General features: G+C 71.5%; 13 protein-coding genes. 4 read left to right on the top strand and 9 right to left on the bottom strand.

Annotated elements, in window-relative coordinates:
• The 5 genes from mreC to AE652_RS00025 form a co-directional block, all read right to left on the bottom strand.
• The coding region (gene mreC, locus AE652_RS00005) for a rod shape-determining protein MreC (protein ID WP_049648946.1) at positions 1–878 on the bottom strand (878 nt) is incomplete at its 3' end.
• A gap of 115 nt (positions 879–993) precedes the next feature.
• Complete coding sequence (locus AE652_RS00010; RefSeq protein WP_049648984.1) at positions 994–2,019, bottom strand: rod shape-determining protein; 1,026 nt, start codon at positions 2,017–2,019, stop codon at positions 994–996.
• Between the two features lie 331 nt (positions 2,020–2,350).
• Positions 2,351–2,764, bottom strand: a complete 414-nt coding sequence (gene ndk, locus AE652_RS00015) for a nucleoside-diphosphate kinase (protein ID WP_049648947.1) — start codon at positions 2,762–2,764, stop codon at positions 2,351–2,353.
• A gap of 108 nt (positions 2,765–2,872) precedes the next feature.
• Positions 2,873–3,223 carry a DUF4233 domain-containing protein gene (locus tag AE652_RS00020; RefSeq protein WP_049648948.1) on the bottom strand — a complete coding sequence of 117 codons (351 nt, stop codon included), beginning with the start codon at positions 3,221–3,223 and terminating at the stop codon, positions 2,873–2,875.
• A gap of 1 nt (position 3,224) precedes the next feature.
• Positions 3,225–4,616, bottom strand: coding sequence for a folylpolyglutamate synthase/dihydrofolate synthase family protein (locus AE652_RS00025; protein WP_079271806.1), 1,392 nt, complete (start codon positions 4,614–4,616; stop codon positions 3,225–3,227).
• Positions 4,617–4,800: 184 nt separating this feature from the next.
• On the opposite strand from AE652_RS00025, the gene AE652_RS00030 reads away from it, so the two are divergent.
• From AE652_RS00030 to AE652_RS00040, 3 genes are all read left to right on the top strand, one after another.
• Positions 4,801–6,234 carry a glycosyltransferase family 2 protein gene (locus AE652_RS00030; RefSeq protein ID WP_082345126.1) on the top strand — a complete coding sequence of 478 codons (1,434 nt, stop codon included), beginning with the start codon at positions 4,801–4,803 and terminating at the stop codon, positions 6,232–6,234.
• A gap of 52 nt (positions 6,235–6,286) precedes the next feature.
• Positions 6,287–7,432: a non-hydrolyzing UDP-N-acetylglucosamine 2-epimerase gene (gene wecB / locus AE652_RS00035; RefSeq protein WP_369808239.1), complete on the top strand. Its 1,146-nt coding sequence runs from the start codon at positions 6,287–6,289 to the stop codon at positions 7,430–7,432.
• Positions 7,433–7,597: 165 nt separating this feature from the next.
• On the top strand, positions 7,598–9,133 hold the full coding sequence (locus tag AE652_RS00040; protein WP_049648949.1) for a chitinase: 1,536 nt from the start codon (positions 7,598–7,600) through the stop codon (positions 9,131–9,133).
• A 31-nt stretch (positions 9,134–9,164) separates the two neighbouring features.
• Here AE652_RS00040 and AE652_RS00045 read toward each other — a convergent pair whose 3' ends face one another.
• Together AE652_RS00045 and AE652_RS00050 are read right to left on the bottom strand one after the other, a co-directional pair.
• Positions 9,165–9,689 (bottom strand): hypothetical protein, encoded by a 525-nt coding sequence (locus AE652_RS00045; RefSeq protein WP_049648950.1) that lies wholly within the window; start codon positions 9,687–9,689, stop codon positions 9,165–9,167.
• A gap of 311 nt (positions 9,690–10,000) precedes the next feature.
• Positions 10,001–12,640, bottom strand: a complete 2,640-nt coding sequence (locus AE652_RS00050; RefSeq protein WP_049648951.1) for a valine--tRNA ligase — start codon at positions 12,638–12,640, stop codon at positions 10,001–10,003.
• 190 nt (positions 12,641–12,830) lie between these two features.
• Between AE652_RS00050 and AE652_RS46010 the strand changes: the two genes are divergently transcribed.
• Positions 12,831–13,703, top strand: a complete 873-nt coding sequence (locus tag AE652_RS46010; protein ID WP_049648952.1) for a hypothetical protein — start codon at positions 12,831–12,833, stop codon at positions 13,701–13,703.
• 71 nt (positions 13,704–13,774) lie between these two features.
• Here AE652_RS46010 and clpX read toward each other — a convergent pair whose 3' ends face one another.
• Both clpX and AE652_RS00065 read right to left on the bottom strand, forming a co-directional pair.
• Entirely contained in the window at positions 13,775–15,064 is a 1,290-nt protein-coding gene (gene clpX / locus AE652_RS00060) for an ATP-dependent Clp protease ATP-binding subunit ClpX (RefSeq protein WP_045696864.1), read from the bottom strand.
• 278 nt (positions 15,065–15,342) lie between these two features.
• The gene (locus AE652_RS00065) at positions 15,343–16,005 is read right to left on the bottom strand and encodes an ATP-dependent Clp protease proteolytic subunit (RefSeq protein WP_049648953.1); all 663 of its coding nucleotides are present in this window, start codon (positions 16,003–16,005) and stop codon (positions 15,343–15,345) included.
• Positions 16,006–16,043: the final 38 nt, after the last annotated feature.

Here is a 16,043-nt window from a genome sequence, read left to right on the forward strand (position 1 = left end):
GCCGGCTGGCCCGCGGCGGGCGCCGGCGGCAGGACGGCGTCGCGCGGGTCGGCGCGCGGCGGCACGACCACCACGCCGACCAGGTCCAGCCGGGTGAACTGGACGAAGGGCTCGACCAGGACGGTCTTGGTCAGCTGGCCGGCGTTGGCCTGGACCTCGACGACCTTGCCGACCGGGACGCCGGGGACGAACGGGCGGCCGCTCTGCGAGCCGAAGGTGACCAGCCGGTCGCCGGCTTTGACCTGGGCCTTGCCGTTGAGCAGGGAGACCTTCATCGGGCTGTCGCCGCCGCCGGAGGCGAAGCCGATCTCGCCGGTGCCCTCCAGCCGGGTGCCGGCCGAGAAGCCGGGGTCGGAGGCGAGCAGCACGGTGGCGGTGGTGGGCGCGACGGTGGTGATCCGGCCGACCAGGCCCTGACCGTTGATCACCGTCATGTCGCGGGTGAGGCCGTCGTCGCTGCCGGCGTCGATGGTGATGGTCCAGGAGAAGCCCTGGGCCGGGCCGATCGCGATGACCTGGGCGGCCTTGACGGTGTAGCCGCCGGCGCCGGCGGTGCGCAGCAGGTCGTCCAGCTGCTTGGTGCGCCCGGTGGCCATGTCGGAGGAGGCGAGCTTCTGCCGGAGTTCGGTGTTCTCGCGGGCGAGCTGGTCGGTGCGGCCGCTGTCGGTGGCCGCGTCGCGGAAGGCGCGGACGGTGTCGGCGACCGGATCGACGACGGTGGCGGCTCCGCGCTCGACCGGTCCGAGGACGCTGGCGGCGGCGTGCCGGGCGGGCCCGAGCGGGGAGTCCTCACCGCCCTTGATGTCCACGGTGATCAGCGCGAAGGCGACGGCCACCAGCAGGATCAGCAGCAGCCGGCTCTCTCGTGTGTCCCTCACGGTGCTGGTACTGCCCCTTCGTACCTGGCCGCCGCCCGGGGCTGTGGGGCCCGGGCGGCGGCCCGTTCAGTCGAGTGTCTGATGTGACGCGTGGTGCCGGTGGTGCGGCGACCTGTCAACGACGCGGCGAAGCGTCGAGTACCTGCTGGAGCGCCTCGAACTCCTCGACGCACTTGCCGGAGCCGAGCGCGACGGAGTCGAGCGGGTTCTCCGCGATGTGGATCGGCATGCCGGTCTCACGGCGCAGCCGCTCGTCCAGGCCGCGCAGCAGGGCGCCGCCGCCGGTGAGCACGATGCCCCGGTCCATGACGTCGCCGGCCAGCTCGGGCGGGCACTGGTCGAGGGTGGTCTTGACCGCGTCGATGATCGCGTTGACGGGCTCGTCGATGGCCTCGCGGACCTCGGCGGCGGAGATGACCACGGTCTTGGGCAGACCGCTGACCAGGTCGCGGCCGCGGATCTCGGCGTGCTCGTCCTTCTCGCCCTCCAGGCCGAAGGCGCTGCCGATGCTCATCTTGATCTGCTCGGCACTGCGCTCGCCGAGGAGCAGCGAGTACTCCTTCTTGATGTGCTGGACGATCGCGTTGTCCAGCTCGTCGCCGGCGACCCGGATGGACTGGGCGGTGACGATGCCGCCGAGGGAGATCACGGCGACCTCGGTGGTGCCGCCGCCGATGTCGACGACCATGTTGCCGGTGGCCTCGTGGACGGGCAGGCCGGCGCCGATCGCGGCGGCCATCGGCTCCTCGATGATGTGCACCTGGCGGGCGCCGGCCTGCGAGGAGGCCTCGATGACGGCGCGGCGCTCGACGCCGGTGATGCCGGAGGGCACGCAGACCACGACGCGGGGGCGGGCGAGGTAGCGGCGGCGGTGGATCTTGAGGATGAAGTACCGCAGCATCCGCTCGGTGATCTCGAAGTCGGCGATCACGCCGTCCTTGAGCGGGCGGATGGCGACGATGTTGCCCGGGGTGCGGCCGATCATCTTCTTGGCCTCGGCGCCGACGGCGAGGATGCCGCCGGTGTTGGTGTTCACCGCGACGACGGACGGCTCGTTCAGAACGATGCCCTTGCCCCTGACGTACACCAGCGTATTGGCTGTTCCGAGGTCGATCGCCAAGTCGCGGCCGATGAACGACAGGTTGCTCGCCATGGGGTGTGGGTGCCTTCCCGGGCTCGGAGTTCATGGGGGGGTGGACGAATGCGCGCGTCCACGCGTGGCGGAGAACAGCTGAGCTGTCTTACCGGGCCCTTGAGTCGCGTCCATCGTAGCCACGCCACTCGGTACGGACGTCGGCGTGGGGCATACCGTCCATTGTCCGGGGCGTGATCGCATCTCCGAGGATTGGGACGCCGTGTCGGCGCCGCCAGTTCCCTATTTCACGATAAGAATGCCCCGGCCGGGCCAATGGTCCCGACCGGGGCGGTACGAACGTCCCCCCGGGCGTGTCGCCCGGGTCCCGCTCGCCGGATCAGGCGTGCGCGGGGAAGAAGATCTTGATCTCGCGCTCGGCGGACTCCGGGGAGTCGGAGGCGTGGATCAGGTTCTCGCGGGTGATCGTCGCGTAGTCGCCGCGGATGGTGCCGGCCCCGGCCTCCAGCGGGTTGGTGGCGCCGGCCAGCATGCGGATGCCCTTGACGACCTCCTCGCCCTCGACGATCAGCGCGATCGACGGGCCGGTGGTCATGAACTCCAGCAGCGGCTCGTAGAACGGGCGGCCCACGTGCTCCGCGTAGTGCTGCTCCAGCGTCGCCCGGTCGAAGGTGCGCAGCTCGATGGCGGCGAACCGCCAGCCGGCCTTGCGCTCGATGCGGCTGATGATCTCGCCGGCCAGGCCGCGGCGGACGGCGTCGGGCTTGAGCAGGACGAGAGTGCGCTGGGACACGGTGCGTCTCCTGGGGATTCGGTTCGGCAGACAGTCGGGTCGACAGGCGGCGCCGACAGGGCAGAGATTACCTTGCGTACACGGCGTGTCGGTCCGCTGGTCCGGGCCTCAGGCCTGTACGGCGGCGGCCTCCGCGGCGGCCCTGGCGGCCTTGAACGCGTCCACCTTGCGGCCGTAGTGCACCGAGCACCACCACAGGCCGGCGAAGACCACGCCGAGCCCGAACATGGTCGGCAGCACGAAGCCGCTGGCGATCAGCCCGATCTGCAGCGCCCAGCCGATCTGCACCGCGCCGGGGCGGTCGATCATGCCGCAGAGCAGGACGCACAGCGCCATCGCGATGCCGCTGACCGTCCAGATCTCCGCGTTGGAGACGTCGGTGAGCCGCATCGCGACCAGCGCCGCGAACAGGACCAGCAGCACTTCGCCGATCAGAGTCGAGGAGCAGAGCGTCCTCATGTCACTTCCTCCCGAGCAGCAGGCGGGCCTCGCCCACCGTGATGACCGAACCGGTGACCAGCACCCCGGCGCCGCCGAGGTCGCCCTCCTCCTCGGCGAGGCTGACGGCGGCGGCGATGGCGTCGTCGAGCCGGGGCTCGACCTGCACGCGGTCCTCGCCGAAGATCTCGACGGCGAGGGCGGCGAGCGCGTCGACGTCCATCGCGCGGTGGGTGGAGTTCTGGGTGATGACGACCTCGGCCAGGATCGGCTCGAAGGCCTCCAGCACGCCGGCCACGTCCTTGTCCCCGGAGGTGCCGATCACGCCGACGAGCCGGGTGAAGCCGAAGGACTCGGTGAGCGCGGCCACGGTGGCGCGGGCGCCGTGCGGGTTGTGCGCGGCGTCCAGGACGATCGTGGGGCTGCGGCGGACGACCTCCAGGCGGCCCGGCGAGGAGACGCCGGAGAAGCCCTGGCGGACCTTGTCCACGTCCAGCTGCCCGCCGCGCGCGCCGCCGACGCCGAAGAAGGCCTCGACCGCGGCCAGGGCGAGGGCCGCGTTGTGCGCCTGGTACTCGCCGTGCAGCGGGATGAAGACGTCCTCGTACTCCTCGCCGCCGAGTCCGCGCAGCGTCACCAGCTGGCCGCCGACGGCGAGTTCGCGGCGGATCACGCCGAACTCCATGCCCTCGCGGGCGACCGTGGCGTCCACCTCGACGGCGCGGCGCAGGATGTTCTGGGCGGCGTCCAGCTGCTGCTGGGCGACGACGGCGACGGCGCCGGACTTGATGATCCCGGACTTCTCGACCGCGATCTCGCCGGTGGTCTCACCGAGCTTGTCGGTGTGGTCCAGCCCGATCGGGGTGATCACGGCGACGGCGGAGTCGATGACGTTGGTGGCGTCCCAGGAGCCGCCCATGCCGACCTCGACCACGCCGACGTCCACCGGGGCGTCGGCGAAGGCCGCGTAGGCCATGCCGGTCAGCACCTCGAAGAAGGACATCGGCACCGGCTGCGCCGCGTCGACCATCTGCACGTAGGGCTCGATGTCGCGGTAGACCTCGACGAAGCGCTCGGGGGTGATCGGGGCGCCGTCCAGGGTGATCCGCTCGGTGACGGACTCCACGTGCGGGCTGGTGTAGCGGCCGGTGCGCAGCTCGAAGGTGTTGAGCAGCTGCTCGATCATCCGGGCGGTGGAGGTCTTGCCGTTGGTGCCGGTGATGTGGATGGAGGGGAAGGACCGCTGGGGCTGGCCCAGGATGTCCATCAGCGCCTCGATCCGGTCGAGCGAGGGCTCCAGTTTGTTCTCCGGCCAGCGCTTGGAGAGCTCCACCTCGACGTCGCGCAGGGCGTCGCCGGTACCGCCGTCGGCGGGGCGGATGGTGTACGGGTTCGGGTCGGCCTTGTCGCTCACGTCCACAGTCTACGGAGCGCTGGCGGGTCCTCCTCACGGGGTGAGAACGACCACTTTGCCCGTTCTTTCCCATGATCAGCTAGTTTCCTCCCTTTACTATTGATTTAGCGATTTGAACCGCAATGAAGCATCGATTCGCAATCGATAGGAGCCTTCAGCCTTTGATCACTGGGAGCGCTGCGCCATGCCCGACGCCCTGCACGAGTGGATCGTGCTTCGCCAGGACGCCGTCGTCTGGGTCGCCGGACTGATCTCCCTGGCGCTCGTCGGCTACATGGCCCTCGTCTTCGGACGCTTCCTCGTGTACTGGGCGGGCTCCCGCCACGCCTTCCGGCACGGCCGCCCCGCCGAGCCCGGCGACCCCGCCGCCTTCCGGTGGCACCTGGTGATCCCCTGCCGCGACGAGGAGGCCGTGGTCACCCAGACCCTGGACGGCCTGCGGACCAGCGCGCCCGAGGCCCACCTGTGGGTGATCGACGACGACAGCGAGGACGCCACCCGCGAGCTGGTCCTCGCCGCCGCGGCCCGCGACCCGCGGATCCACCTGGTCCAGCGCCGCCGCCCGCACGCCCGGATCGGCAAGGGCGCCGCCCTCAACGCCGCCTACCGGGAGATCTCCGCCCGGCTGCCCGAGGGCACCGACCGCTCCCGGGTGGTGATCGGCGTGGTCGACGCCGACGGGCAGCTCGACCCCGGCACCCTCGCCCGGGTCTGCAACCCCAAGGCCCTCGGCCGGCCCGACACCGGCGCCGTCCAGATCGGCGTCCGGATGCGCAACGCCGACGACGAGCTCCCGCTGCCCGGCCGCGGCCGGATCGCCAACGCCCTGGCCCGCGCGCTGGTGCGGATGCAGGACGTCGAGTTCCAGGCCACCAACACCGGCATGCAGCTGCTGCGCCGCCGCACCGGCAGCGTCGGCCTCGGCGGCAACGGCCAGTTCGTCCGGCTCACCGCCCTCGACTCGCTCACCGCCGAGGAGGGCCGGGCCGGTCGCCCCTGGCCGGAGCGCGCCCTGCTGGAGGACTACGAGTCCGGCCTCGACCTGCGCCTGGCCGGCTGGCGGCTCACCCACGTCACCGAGGCCCAGGTCTCCCAGGAGGGCCTGATCTCGCCGCGCCGCTTCCTCACCCAGCGCACCCGCTGGGCCCAGGGCAACATGCAGTGCCTGCGCTACACCGGCCGGGTGCTGCGCTCGCCGCACTACACCGCGACCGGCAAGGCCGAGGTGCTGTACACCTTCCTCCAGCCGGTGGTCTGCGTGCTGCTGGTGCTGCTCTTCCCCGTCTCGCTCGGGATCACCGGCGCCGGGCTGGTGCTCTTCCCGGAGGAGACCGCCGAGTTCCAGCTCCGGTTCGGCCCGTGGATGCTGCTCGCCTTCGTGCTCGCCACGCTGCCGATGGTGTTCTGGGGCTTCGCCTACCGCCGGGCCGTCCACCCCGACCGCGGCCGGCTCACCGGGCTGCTCTGGGGCGTCCTGGTCTGGCTCTACGCCTACCACCTGTTCGTGGTCGCCACCCGGGCCGCGGTCCGGATGCTGCTCGGCCGCAACGGCTGGGCCAAGACCCGCCGCAACGCCGAGAAGACCGCCCTCGGCGCCCCCACCGCGCTCGAGTCCTGAGCCCGCCCCTCCCCCTTCGCGCCGCCCCTCCCCCACGCCACCGGAGCCCCGCATGAGCATGTGCCTGCCCCCGTCCAGCGTCGCCGTCGTCCTCGGCACCCGCCCCGAGCTGGTCAAGCTCGCCCCGCTGATCCACGAACTCGGCGACGCCACCCGGCTGGTGCACACCGGCCAGCACTGGGACGAGGCGATGTCCGGCCGCTTCCTGCGCGACCTGGACCTGCCCCGGCCGGAGCTGCTCACCGGGGTCGGCGGCCGCCCCCGGGCCGGTCAGATCGCCCAGTCCCTCGGCCAGTTGGACGCCGCCTTCGCCGAGGACCGCCCCGCCGCCGTGGTCGTCCAGGGCGACACCAACGCCACCCTGGCCGGGGCGCTGGCCGCCAACGCCCGGGAGATCCCGCTGGTCCACGTCGAGGCCGGGCTGCGCAGCTTCGACCGGGCGATGCCCGAGGAGCACAACCGGGTGATGGTCGACCACGTCTCCGACCTGCTCTGCGCCGCCACCGGGGAGAACGTCGCCAACCTGCGCGCCGAGTCGCTGGCCGAGGACCGGATCGAGCTCACCGGCAACACCGTCGTCGAGGTGGTCCGCCGTCAGCTGCCGGACGGGGCCGCCCGCGCCGCGCTGCTCGCCGCGCACGGCCTGCGCCCGGACGCGTACGTGCTGGCCACCGTGCACCGCCCGGAGAACACCGACACCGCCGAGGCGCTCGGCGCGGTGCTCGCCGAGCTGGACCGGATCGCCCGGGCCGGCACCCCGGTGCTGTTCCCGATGCACCCGCGCACCCGGGCCGCCGTCGAACGCTTCGGCCTGGACGGCCTGCTGGAGCGCCTCGCCGTCACCGGCCCGGTCGGCTACGGCGACTTCCTGGGCCTGGCGTGCCACGCGGCGCTGCTGGTCTCCGACTCCGGCGGCGTGCAAGAGGAGTGCACCGTGCTCGGCCGCCCGCTGCTGGTGGTGCGCCGCTCCACCGAGCGTCCGGAGGCGGTGGCGGCCGGCTTCGCCGCGCTGGTGCGGCCCGGCGAGGAGCTGGGCACCCTGGCCCGCGCCTGGCTCTCCGACACCCCCGAGCTGCTCGCCCGGCTGGCGGCCACCCCGAGCCCGTACGGCGACGGCCTGGCCTCGGCCCGGATCGCCGCGCTGACCGCGGCACTTGCCGGCCCGGCCGGCCGGCAGGCCTTGCCGTCGGCGGCGTAGGTCCTCTTGACAGCAGAATTGGTCTACTCCACCTTGTGAGGCAAGTCTCCGTTCCCGACCGGGACTTGAGTTGTCGGTAGCTCCCGCACGCGCACCATCGACACCCCGGACGGCGCTCCTCCCCCACGAGGCGCCCGCCGGGCCTCCCCCACTGGAGACGGAGTCATGCCACCTGCCCGACACCGGCGCCCGCGCGCCGTCCACTCCCTGCTCGCCGGAGCGAGCGCCCTGGTCATCGGCCTGGGCGGACTCGTCCTGGCCGGCGGCACCGGCGCCCACGCCGCCGACACCGACCTGATCGTCAACGGCGGCTTCGAGACCGGGAACCTGTCCGGCTGGACCTGTTCGAGCGGTACGGTCCAGCGCACCACCGTCCACTCCGGCACGTACGCCCTGCAGTCCACCCCGGCCGGGAGCGACACCGGCGAGTGCACCCAGACCGTCCAGGTGAAGCCCTCCTCCGCGTACACCCTGAGCTCCTGGGTGCAGGGCTCGTACGTCTACCTGGGCGCCCGCGGCACCGGCGGCACCGATCCGAGCACCTGGACCCCCGGCGCCGGCGGCTGGACCCAGCTGACCACGAGCTTCACCACCGGCCCCAACACCACCAGCGTCACCGTCTACCTGCACGGCTGGTACGGGCAGCCGGCCTTCGCCGCCGACGACGTCTCGCTGCTCGGCCCCGGCGGACCGCAGCCGTCACCGAGCCCGACGGCCACCGCCACCTCCACCGCCTCGCCGAGTCCGACGGCCACCCCCACGGACAGCGGCACGCCCACCCCCACCTCCACCGGCAAGCCGCCGGACCTGCCCAAGCACATCCTCACCGGCTACTGGCAGAACTTCGACAACGGCGCCACCGTCCAGCGGATCAGCGACGTCCCGGCCGCCTACGACATCATCGCGGTCTCCTTCGCGGACGCCACCGCCACCCGCGGCGGCCTGAGCTTCACCCTCGACCCGGCGCTCTCCTCCCGCCTCGGCGGCTACACCGACGCCCAGTTCAAGGCCGACATCGCGGCCAAGCGGGCGGCCGGGAAGCGGGTGGTGCTCTCCATCGGCGGCCAGAACGGCACGGTCTGGGTGGGCGATTCCGCCTCCGCCGCGACCTTCACCAGCACCGCCTGGGCGCTGATGCAGAGCTACGGCTTCGACGGGATCGACATCGACCTGGAGAACGGCATCAGTTCCACCTACATGGGCCAGGCGCTGCACGCCCTGGCGGCGAAGGCGGGGAGCGGATTCATCCTCACCATGGCGCCGCAGACGATCGACATGCAGTCGACCGGCATGGAGTACTTCAAGCTGGCGCTGAACGTGAAGGACATCCTCACCATCGTCAACATGCAGTACTACAACTCCGGCGCGATGAACGGCTGTGACGGGAACGTCTACTCCCAGGGCACCGAGAACTTCCTCACCGCACTGGCCTGCATCCAGCTCAAGGGCGGGCTGCGGCCCGACCAGGTGGGCCTCGGGGTGCCGGCCTCCACCAGCGCCGCGGGCGGCGGGTACCTCGCCGCCGGCACCGTCAACAACGCGCTGGACTGCCTGGCCTCCGGCACCAACTGCGGCAGCTACAAGCCGGATACCACCTGGCCGGGCATCGGCGGCGCGATGACCTGGTCGACCAACTGGGACGCCAAGGCGGGCAACCCGGTGGCCGGCACCATCGGCTCGCACCTGCACGCCATGCCGTAACCGGCGCGGCCGGTCTGCCGGAGGCCCGGGTTCAGACCCCGGCCCGGGCCTCCGGGACGTGCGCGGCGCCGCCGTGCCGACGGCGCAACTCGGCCGTGATCTCGGCCAGTTCACCGTCGGGCAGCAGCGGCAGCATCATCGCGACGCCCTGCAGCAGACCGCCGAGCAGGAAGGTGGTGTCGGGCGTCGCGGCCACCAGGCCGCGGACCTCGGCCACCTCGCCGGCCGCCACCGCCTCGATCAGCTGGGCCGCGTTCGCGGTCTCCTCGTCCACCGCGACCCCGCCGGTGTCCTCCGGGGCCCGCCGGGCCATCGCCCGCAGCACCCGGTCGCCGACCTCGGGGGCGTACGCCTTGCGGACGGCCTCGGCGGCGATCCAGGCGAGCAGGGTGGTCACCTCGCGCTCGGCGTGCTCGGCGAACAGCAGGTCCAGCTCGTGGTCGAACGCGATCTGGTTGCCGTGCCGGAACGCGAGCAGCAGGGTCGCCGCCCTGGCCTTGGCCTCCTCGACCGCCTCCAGAGGCAGTTCGTCGGCCAACTCCTCGGTCACCACCACGCCATGCCCTCCCGTCCGTCGCTCAGCAGGAACGCTCAGCGGAAACGCCCATTCGGAAACTCCGTGCACACGGTACACAGCGGACCTGCAAACTTCCGCGAACCCGCGCGGGCAAGACCGGAATCAATTCGCTCGGAATAGGACCTCACCCGGTCGCAGGATGATAATTCGCCGGAAGGGAGCAATGTTCCTGGGCTATTTGGTGTAAGGAAAGCGGCCGGGGAAGCCGAACCGGAACCGGAACCCGGAAAACGCCGAGGGGCCGCACCCCGCGCGTCGCGGAGTACGGCCCCTTCGGCGGGGACGGGCGGTCAGCCCTGCGGCAGCGCCGCGAGCTGGGCGGTGATCCGGGCGATGTCGGCCTCGGCGGCCTCCTGGCGGCCCCGGATCTTGGCGACCACCTCGTCCGGCGCCTTGGCGAGGAACGCCTCGTTGCCGAGCTTGGCGGTGGTCTGGGCCTTCTCCTTCTCGGCGGCCGCGAGGTCCTTGGCCAGGCGCTTGCGCTCGGCCGCGACGTCGATGGTGCCGGAGAGGTCCAGCGACACGGTGGCACCGGCCACCGGCAGCGAGGCGGTGGCCGCGAAGCCCTCCTCGGGCGCGGTCAGCCGCAGCAGCGAGCGGATCGCGTCCTCGTGGACGGCCAGCACGGTGCCGGCCAGCTCCAGCCGGGCCGGGACGCGCTGCGCGGGCTGCAGGCCCTGGTCCGAACGGAACCGGCGGACCTCGGTGACCACCTGCTGCAGCGTGGCGATCTCCGACTCGGCGGCCGCGTCACGGTAGCCGCTGTCCTTCGGCCACTCGGTCACGACCAGCGACTCGGCGCCGGTGAGCGCCGTCCACAGCGCCTCGGTGACGAACGGGACGACCGGGTGCAGCAGCCGCAGGGTGACGTCCAGGACCTCGCCCAGCACCCGGCGCGAGGCGTCCGCCTGCGGACCGCCCTTGGCCAGGGTGGTCTTGGAGAGCTCGACGTACCAGTCGAAGACCTCGTCCCAGGCGAAGTGGTACAGCGCGTCCGTGGCCTTGGCGAACTGGTAGTCCTCGTACAGCCCGTCCACCTCGGCGACGGTGGCGTTCAGCCGCGACAGGATCCAACGGTCGACCGCGGTCAGCTCCTCCGGCGCGGGCAGCGGGCCCTCGACGGTGGCGCCGTTCATCAGCGCGAAGCGGGTCGCGTTCCAGATCTTGTTGCAGAAGTTGCGCGAGCCCTTGACCCAGTCCTCGCCGATCGGCACGTCGGCGCCCGGGTTGGCGCCGCGGGCCAGGGTGAAGCGGACGGCGTCGGCGCCGTAGGCGTCCATCCAGTCCAGCGGGTCGACCGCGGTGCCGGAGGACTTCGACATCTTCTTGCCGAACTCGTCGCGCACCAGGCCGGTCAGGGCGACGGTCTTGAACGGCGCCTCGCCGTCCATCGCGTACAGGCCGAACATCATCATCCGGGCGACCCAGAAGAAGATGATGTCGTGGCCCGTCACCAGGACGTCGGTCGGGTAGAACTTCTCCAGGTCGGCGGTCTTCTCCGGCCAGCCGAGCGTGGAGAACGGCCACAGGCCGGAGGAGAACCAGGTGTCCAGGACGTCCGGGTCCTGGTGCCAGCCCTCGCCGGTCGGCGGCTGCTCGTCGGGGCCGACGCAGACGACCTCGCCGTCCGGGCCGTACCAGACCGGGATCCGGTGGCCCCACCAGAGCTGGCGCGAGATGCACCAGTCGTACATGTTGTCGACCCAGTCGAAGTAGCGGCGCTCCAGCTCCTTCGGGTGGATCTCCACCTTGCCGTCGCGGACGGCGTCGCCGGCGGCCTTGGCCAGCGGCTCGACCTTGACCCACCACTGCAGCGACAGCCGCGGCTCGACCACGGTGTGGCAGCGCGAGCAGTGGCCGACCGCGTGCATGTACGGACGCTTCTCGGCGACGATCCGGCCCTGCTCGCGCAGCGCGCCGACGACGGCCGAGCGGGCCTCCAGCCGGTCCATGCCGAGGAAGGGGCCGTGCACGGTGATCGCACCGCACTCGTCCATGACGGACAGGTTGGGCAGGTCGTGGCGCTGGCCGATGGCGAAGTCGTTCGGGTCGTGCGCGGGCGTCACCTTGACGGCGCCGGTGCCGAACTCCGGGTCGACGTGCTCGTCGGCGACGACCGGGATCTCACGGTCGGTCAGCGGCAGCTTGATGGTCCGGCCGACGAGGTGCTTGTAGCGCTCGTCCTCCGGGTGGACGGCCACCGCGGTGTCGCCCAGCATCGTCTCGGCCCGGGTGGTGGCCACGACGATCGAGTCGTCGCCCTCGCCGTAGCGGATCGAGACCAGCTCGCCCGGGGTGTCCTCGTGCTCCACCTCGATGTCGGACAGCGCGGTGAGGCAGCGCGGGCACCAGTTGATGATGCGCTCGGCGCGGTAGATCAGGCCGTCGTCGAAGAGCCGCTTGAAGATGGTCTGGACGGCCTGGGACAGGCCCTCGTCCATGGTGAAGCGCTCGCGCGACCAGTCCACGCCGTCGCCGAGGCGGCGCATCTGGCCGAGGATGCGGCCGCCGTAGCTCTTCTTCCACTCCCAGACCTTCTCGACGAAGGCCTCGCGGCCCAGGTCGTGCCGGGACAGGCCCTCCTCGGCGAGCTGCTGCTCGACCTTGTTCTGGGTGGCGATGCCGGCGTGGTCCATGCCGGGCAGCCAGAGCGTCTCGAAGCCCTGCATGCGCTTGCGGCGGGTCAGCGCGTCCATCAGCGTGTGCTGGAAGGCGTGGCCCAGGTGCAGGACGCCGGTGACGTTCGGCGGGGGGATGACGATGGTGTACGCGGGCTTGTCGCTCTTCGCGTCCGCGGTGAAGTAGCCACGGTCTACCCAGCGCTCGTACAGCTCGCCCTCTACGTCCGCGGGGGTGTAGGTCGTCGGGAGGGTCGCTGCTTCGTCCCCGGCAAAGGTGCTCACGGGGCGCTGGTTCGTCGTGTCGGTCACGACGCACAGTTTACGTAACCGGGGGGTGGGTCACGAACCGCTTTCCGGCCCGCGGCCCCGGCGCGGACCGGACGGGGCCCGGCCCGGCGCCGTGCGGTAGCGTGCCCGGGCACTCGTCCGGTGGACCGGACGGGCACGGACGACCGGACAGACGACAGGCCGCGGGTGCGGCGGGGGAGCACGGACGCAGATGTACGGCCAGGGACAGCAGTACCCGCAGGGACAGCCGCAGCCGTACGGGGGTCAGCCGCCGTACGGCCCGCCGCCGCAGCAGCCGTACGGCGCACCCCCGCCCCCGCCCGCGTACGGCCGGCCGCAGTACGGCCAACCGCAGCCGCAGCCCCCGTACGGCCAACCGCAGTACGGCCAGCCCCCGCAGCAGCCGTACGGCGTGCCTCCGCAGGCCCCGTACGGCCAGCCGGGCTACCCGCAGCAGCCGCAGCAGCGCAAGGGCAAGGGCGGCCTGGTGATCGGGCTGGTGGTCGGCGCCCTGGTGCTGGGCGGCGGCGGCTTCGCCGCCTGGAAGTTCCTCGGCGGGAACGACCAGGGCGGCCGGTACCGGATGTCCGCCCCGGACACCATCCCGGACGGCTACTCCCAGAAGTCGGCCGAGGACAAGGCAGTCGACCCGAACAAGCCGGAGGCGGCGGACTTCGGCAAGGACCTCCACGTGATCGCGGCCAGCTACAGCCGGGGCACCGACCTCGACACCTTCTCGGTGCTCGGCGTCTACGGGAAGCTCAACGACCCCGGGAAGATCATCGCGGACGCCAAGAAGAGCACCGGCGACGACGACGTCACCTGGACCACCCCGCTGACCGACTTCCCGGCCCGCGACTCCAGGAACTCCTCCGCGAAGCTCTCCTGCGGCGTGGCCGGGATCGCGGGCAAGCCCGGTCCGACGGTCTGCGTGTGGGCGGACCGGTCCACCACCGGCCGGGTCACCTTCAGCAAGATGAACGTGAACAGCCACGGCCAGCTCACCGGCGGCCAGGAGACCACCCTGACCCAGGCGGCCGACCAGACCAGGGCGATCCGCGACGCCATGGTCGTCGCCAAGTAGCGCGCACGCCACGAGGAGGGGCCCCGCACCGGATCCGGTGCGGGGCCCCTCCTCGTGGCGTCGGCCTCGGGTCAGGCGCTCTTCTCCCGGCGCTCGCGCTTGATCATGTCGCGCGGCACCAGGGTGGGGATGGCGTGCTTGGAGACGACGTCCCCGGTGACCACCACGCGGGCGACGTCCTGGCGCGAGGGGACCTCGTACATCACGGACATCAGCACCTCCTCCATGATGGCCCGCAGCCCGCGCGCGCCGGTGCCGCGCAGGATCGCCTGGTCGGCGATCGCCTCCAGCGCGTCCCGGGAGAACTCCAGCTCCACGCCGTCCAGTTCGAACAGCTTGCGGTACTGCTTGACCAGCGCGTTGCGCGGCTCGGTGAGGATCTGGAGCAGCGCCTCGCGGTCCAGGTTGTGCACGCTGGTGATCACCGGCAGACGGCCGATGAACTCGGGGATCATGCCGAACTTCACCAGGTCCTCGGGCATCACCTGGCGGAAGTGGTCGCTGGCGTCCGACTCCCGCTTGGAGCGGATGTTGGCGCCGAAGCCGATGCCCTTGGCACCCGCGCGGCCCTCGATGATCCGCTCCAGGCCGGCGAACGCGCCGCCGACGATGAACAGCACGTTCGTGGTGTCGATCTGGATGAACTCCTGGTGGGGGTGCTTGCGGCCCCCCTGCGGCGGCACCGACGCGGTGGTGCCCTCCAGGATCTTCAGCAGGGCCTGCTGCACGCCCTCGCCGGAGACGTCCCGGGTGATCGACGGGTTCTCGCTCTTGCGCGCGACCTTGTCGATCTCGTCGATGTAGATGATCCCGGTCTCGGCCTTCTTGACGTCGTAGTCGGCCGCCTGGATCAGCTTGAGCAGGATGTTCTCGACGTCCTCGCCGACGTAGCCGGCCTCGGTCAGCGCGGTGGCGTCCGCGATCGCGAACGGCACGTTCAGCATCCGGGCCAGGGTCTGCGCCAGCAGCGTCTTGCCGGAGCCGGTGGGGCCCAGCAGCAGGATGTTGGACTTGGCCAGCTCGATGGCGTCCTCGCGGCCGTTGCCCCCGCTGCGGCCCGCCTCACCCGCCTGGACCCGCTTGTAGTGGTTGTAGACGGCGACCGACAGCGCCTTCTTGGCGAGATCCTGGCCGACCACGTACTGGTCCAGGAACTCGTAGATCTCGCGCGGCTTCGGGAGCTCCTCGAAGCGCACCTCGGAGGTCTCGGCGAGTTCCTCCTCGATGATCTCGTTGCACAGGTCGATGCACTCGTCGCAGATGTACACGCCTGGGCCGGCGATCAGCTTCTTCACCTGCTTCTGCGACTTGCCGCAGAACGAGCACTTGAGCAGGTCGCCACCGTCTCCGATGCGTGCCACGAGGTGCTTCCCCTTCGCCAGGGGCCCCGCAGGGGTTCCGGGGCCTGGTGCTGTGGACCGTCAACGCCGACGGCGCTCGGTCTCGCTATCCGACGGTACTCTGCCGGGCCCGTGATTCCGTCCTCTTCGCCAGGTCTGCCCTACGCCCTGGGCGAATTGATACCGAACAGATGCCGTCGCACGGGCCCGCCGATGGGCCGGGGCGGGGGGCGCACCCGTGTGCACACCCCGCCCCGACGGGCCCCGCCGACCCGCTCGCGGGCCGGAGGGAGCCGACCTCAGGAGGTCAGCGAGGTCTTGCGGGTGGAGATGATCTGGTCGATCAGGCCGTACTCGGCGGCCTCCTCGGCGGTCAGGATCTTGTCGCGCTCGATGTCCTCGCGCACCTGCTCCGCCGTCCGGTTGGAGTGCTTGGACAGCATCTCCTCCAGCTGCTCGCGCATCCGGAAGATCTCCTTGGCCTGGATCTCCAGGTCGGACACCTGGCCGCGGCCGGTCTCGGTGTACGGCTGGTGGATCAGGATCCGGGCGTTCGGCAGCGCCATCCGCTTGCCGGGGGTGCCGGCCGCGAGCAGCACGGCCGCGGCGGAGGCCGCCTGGCCCATGCAGACCGTGGTGATGTCCGGCTTCACGTACTGCATGGTGTCGTAGATGGCCGTCAGAGCCGTGAACGAGCCGCCGGGCGAGTTGATGTACATCTGGATCTCGCGGTCCGGGTCCATCGACTCCAGGCACAGCAGCTGCGCCATGATGTCGTTCGCCGAGACGTCGTCGACCTGCGAGCCGAGGAAGATGATGCGCTCCTCGAACAGCTTGGCGTACGGGTCGTACTCGCGGATGCCCTGCGTGGTGCGCTCGACGAAGCGCGGGACGATGTAGCGGCCCTCGGCGCGCATGTCCTCGACGCGGGCCTGGGCGGCCGACAGGCTGGGGATGTTCATGGGGGTCCTTGTCCTCCGAGGCGTTGGGGCTGTGGTGT

Origin of the sequence: Kitasatospora sp. MY 5-36 (assembly GCF_001182915.1) — a bacterium.
Lineage (GTDB): Bacteria > Actinomycetota > Actinomycetes > Streptomycetales > Streptomycetaceae > Kitasatospora.

Excerpts from the sequence above, each read along its gene's own strand:
- AE652_RS00020 (WP_049648948.1), bottom strand. The coding sequence starts at position 3,223 with ATGAGGACGCTCTGCTCCTCGACTCTGATCGGCGAAGTGCTGCTGGTC.
- AE652_RS00030 (WP_082345126.1), top strand. The coding sequence starts at position 4,801 with ATGCCCGACGCCCTGCACGAGTGGATCGTGCTTCGCCAGGACGCCGTC.
- wecB (WP_369808239.1), top strand. The coding sequence starts at position 6,287 with ATGAGCATGTGCCTGCCCCCGTCCAGCGTCGCCGTCGTCCTCGGCACC.
- AE652_RS00040 (WP_049648949.1), top strand. The coding sequence starts at position 7,598 with ATGCCACCTGCCCGACACCGGCGCCCGCGCGCCGTCCACTCCCTGCTC.
- AE652_RS46010 (WP_049648952.1), top strand. The coding sequence starts at position 12,831 with ATGTACGGCCAGGGACAGCAGTACCCGCAGGGACAGCCGCAGCCGTAC.
- AE652_RS00065 (WP_049648953.1), bottom strand. The coding sequence starts at position 16,005 with ATGAACATCCCCAGCCTGTCGGCCGCCCAGGCCCGCGTCGAGGACATG.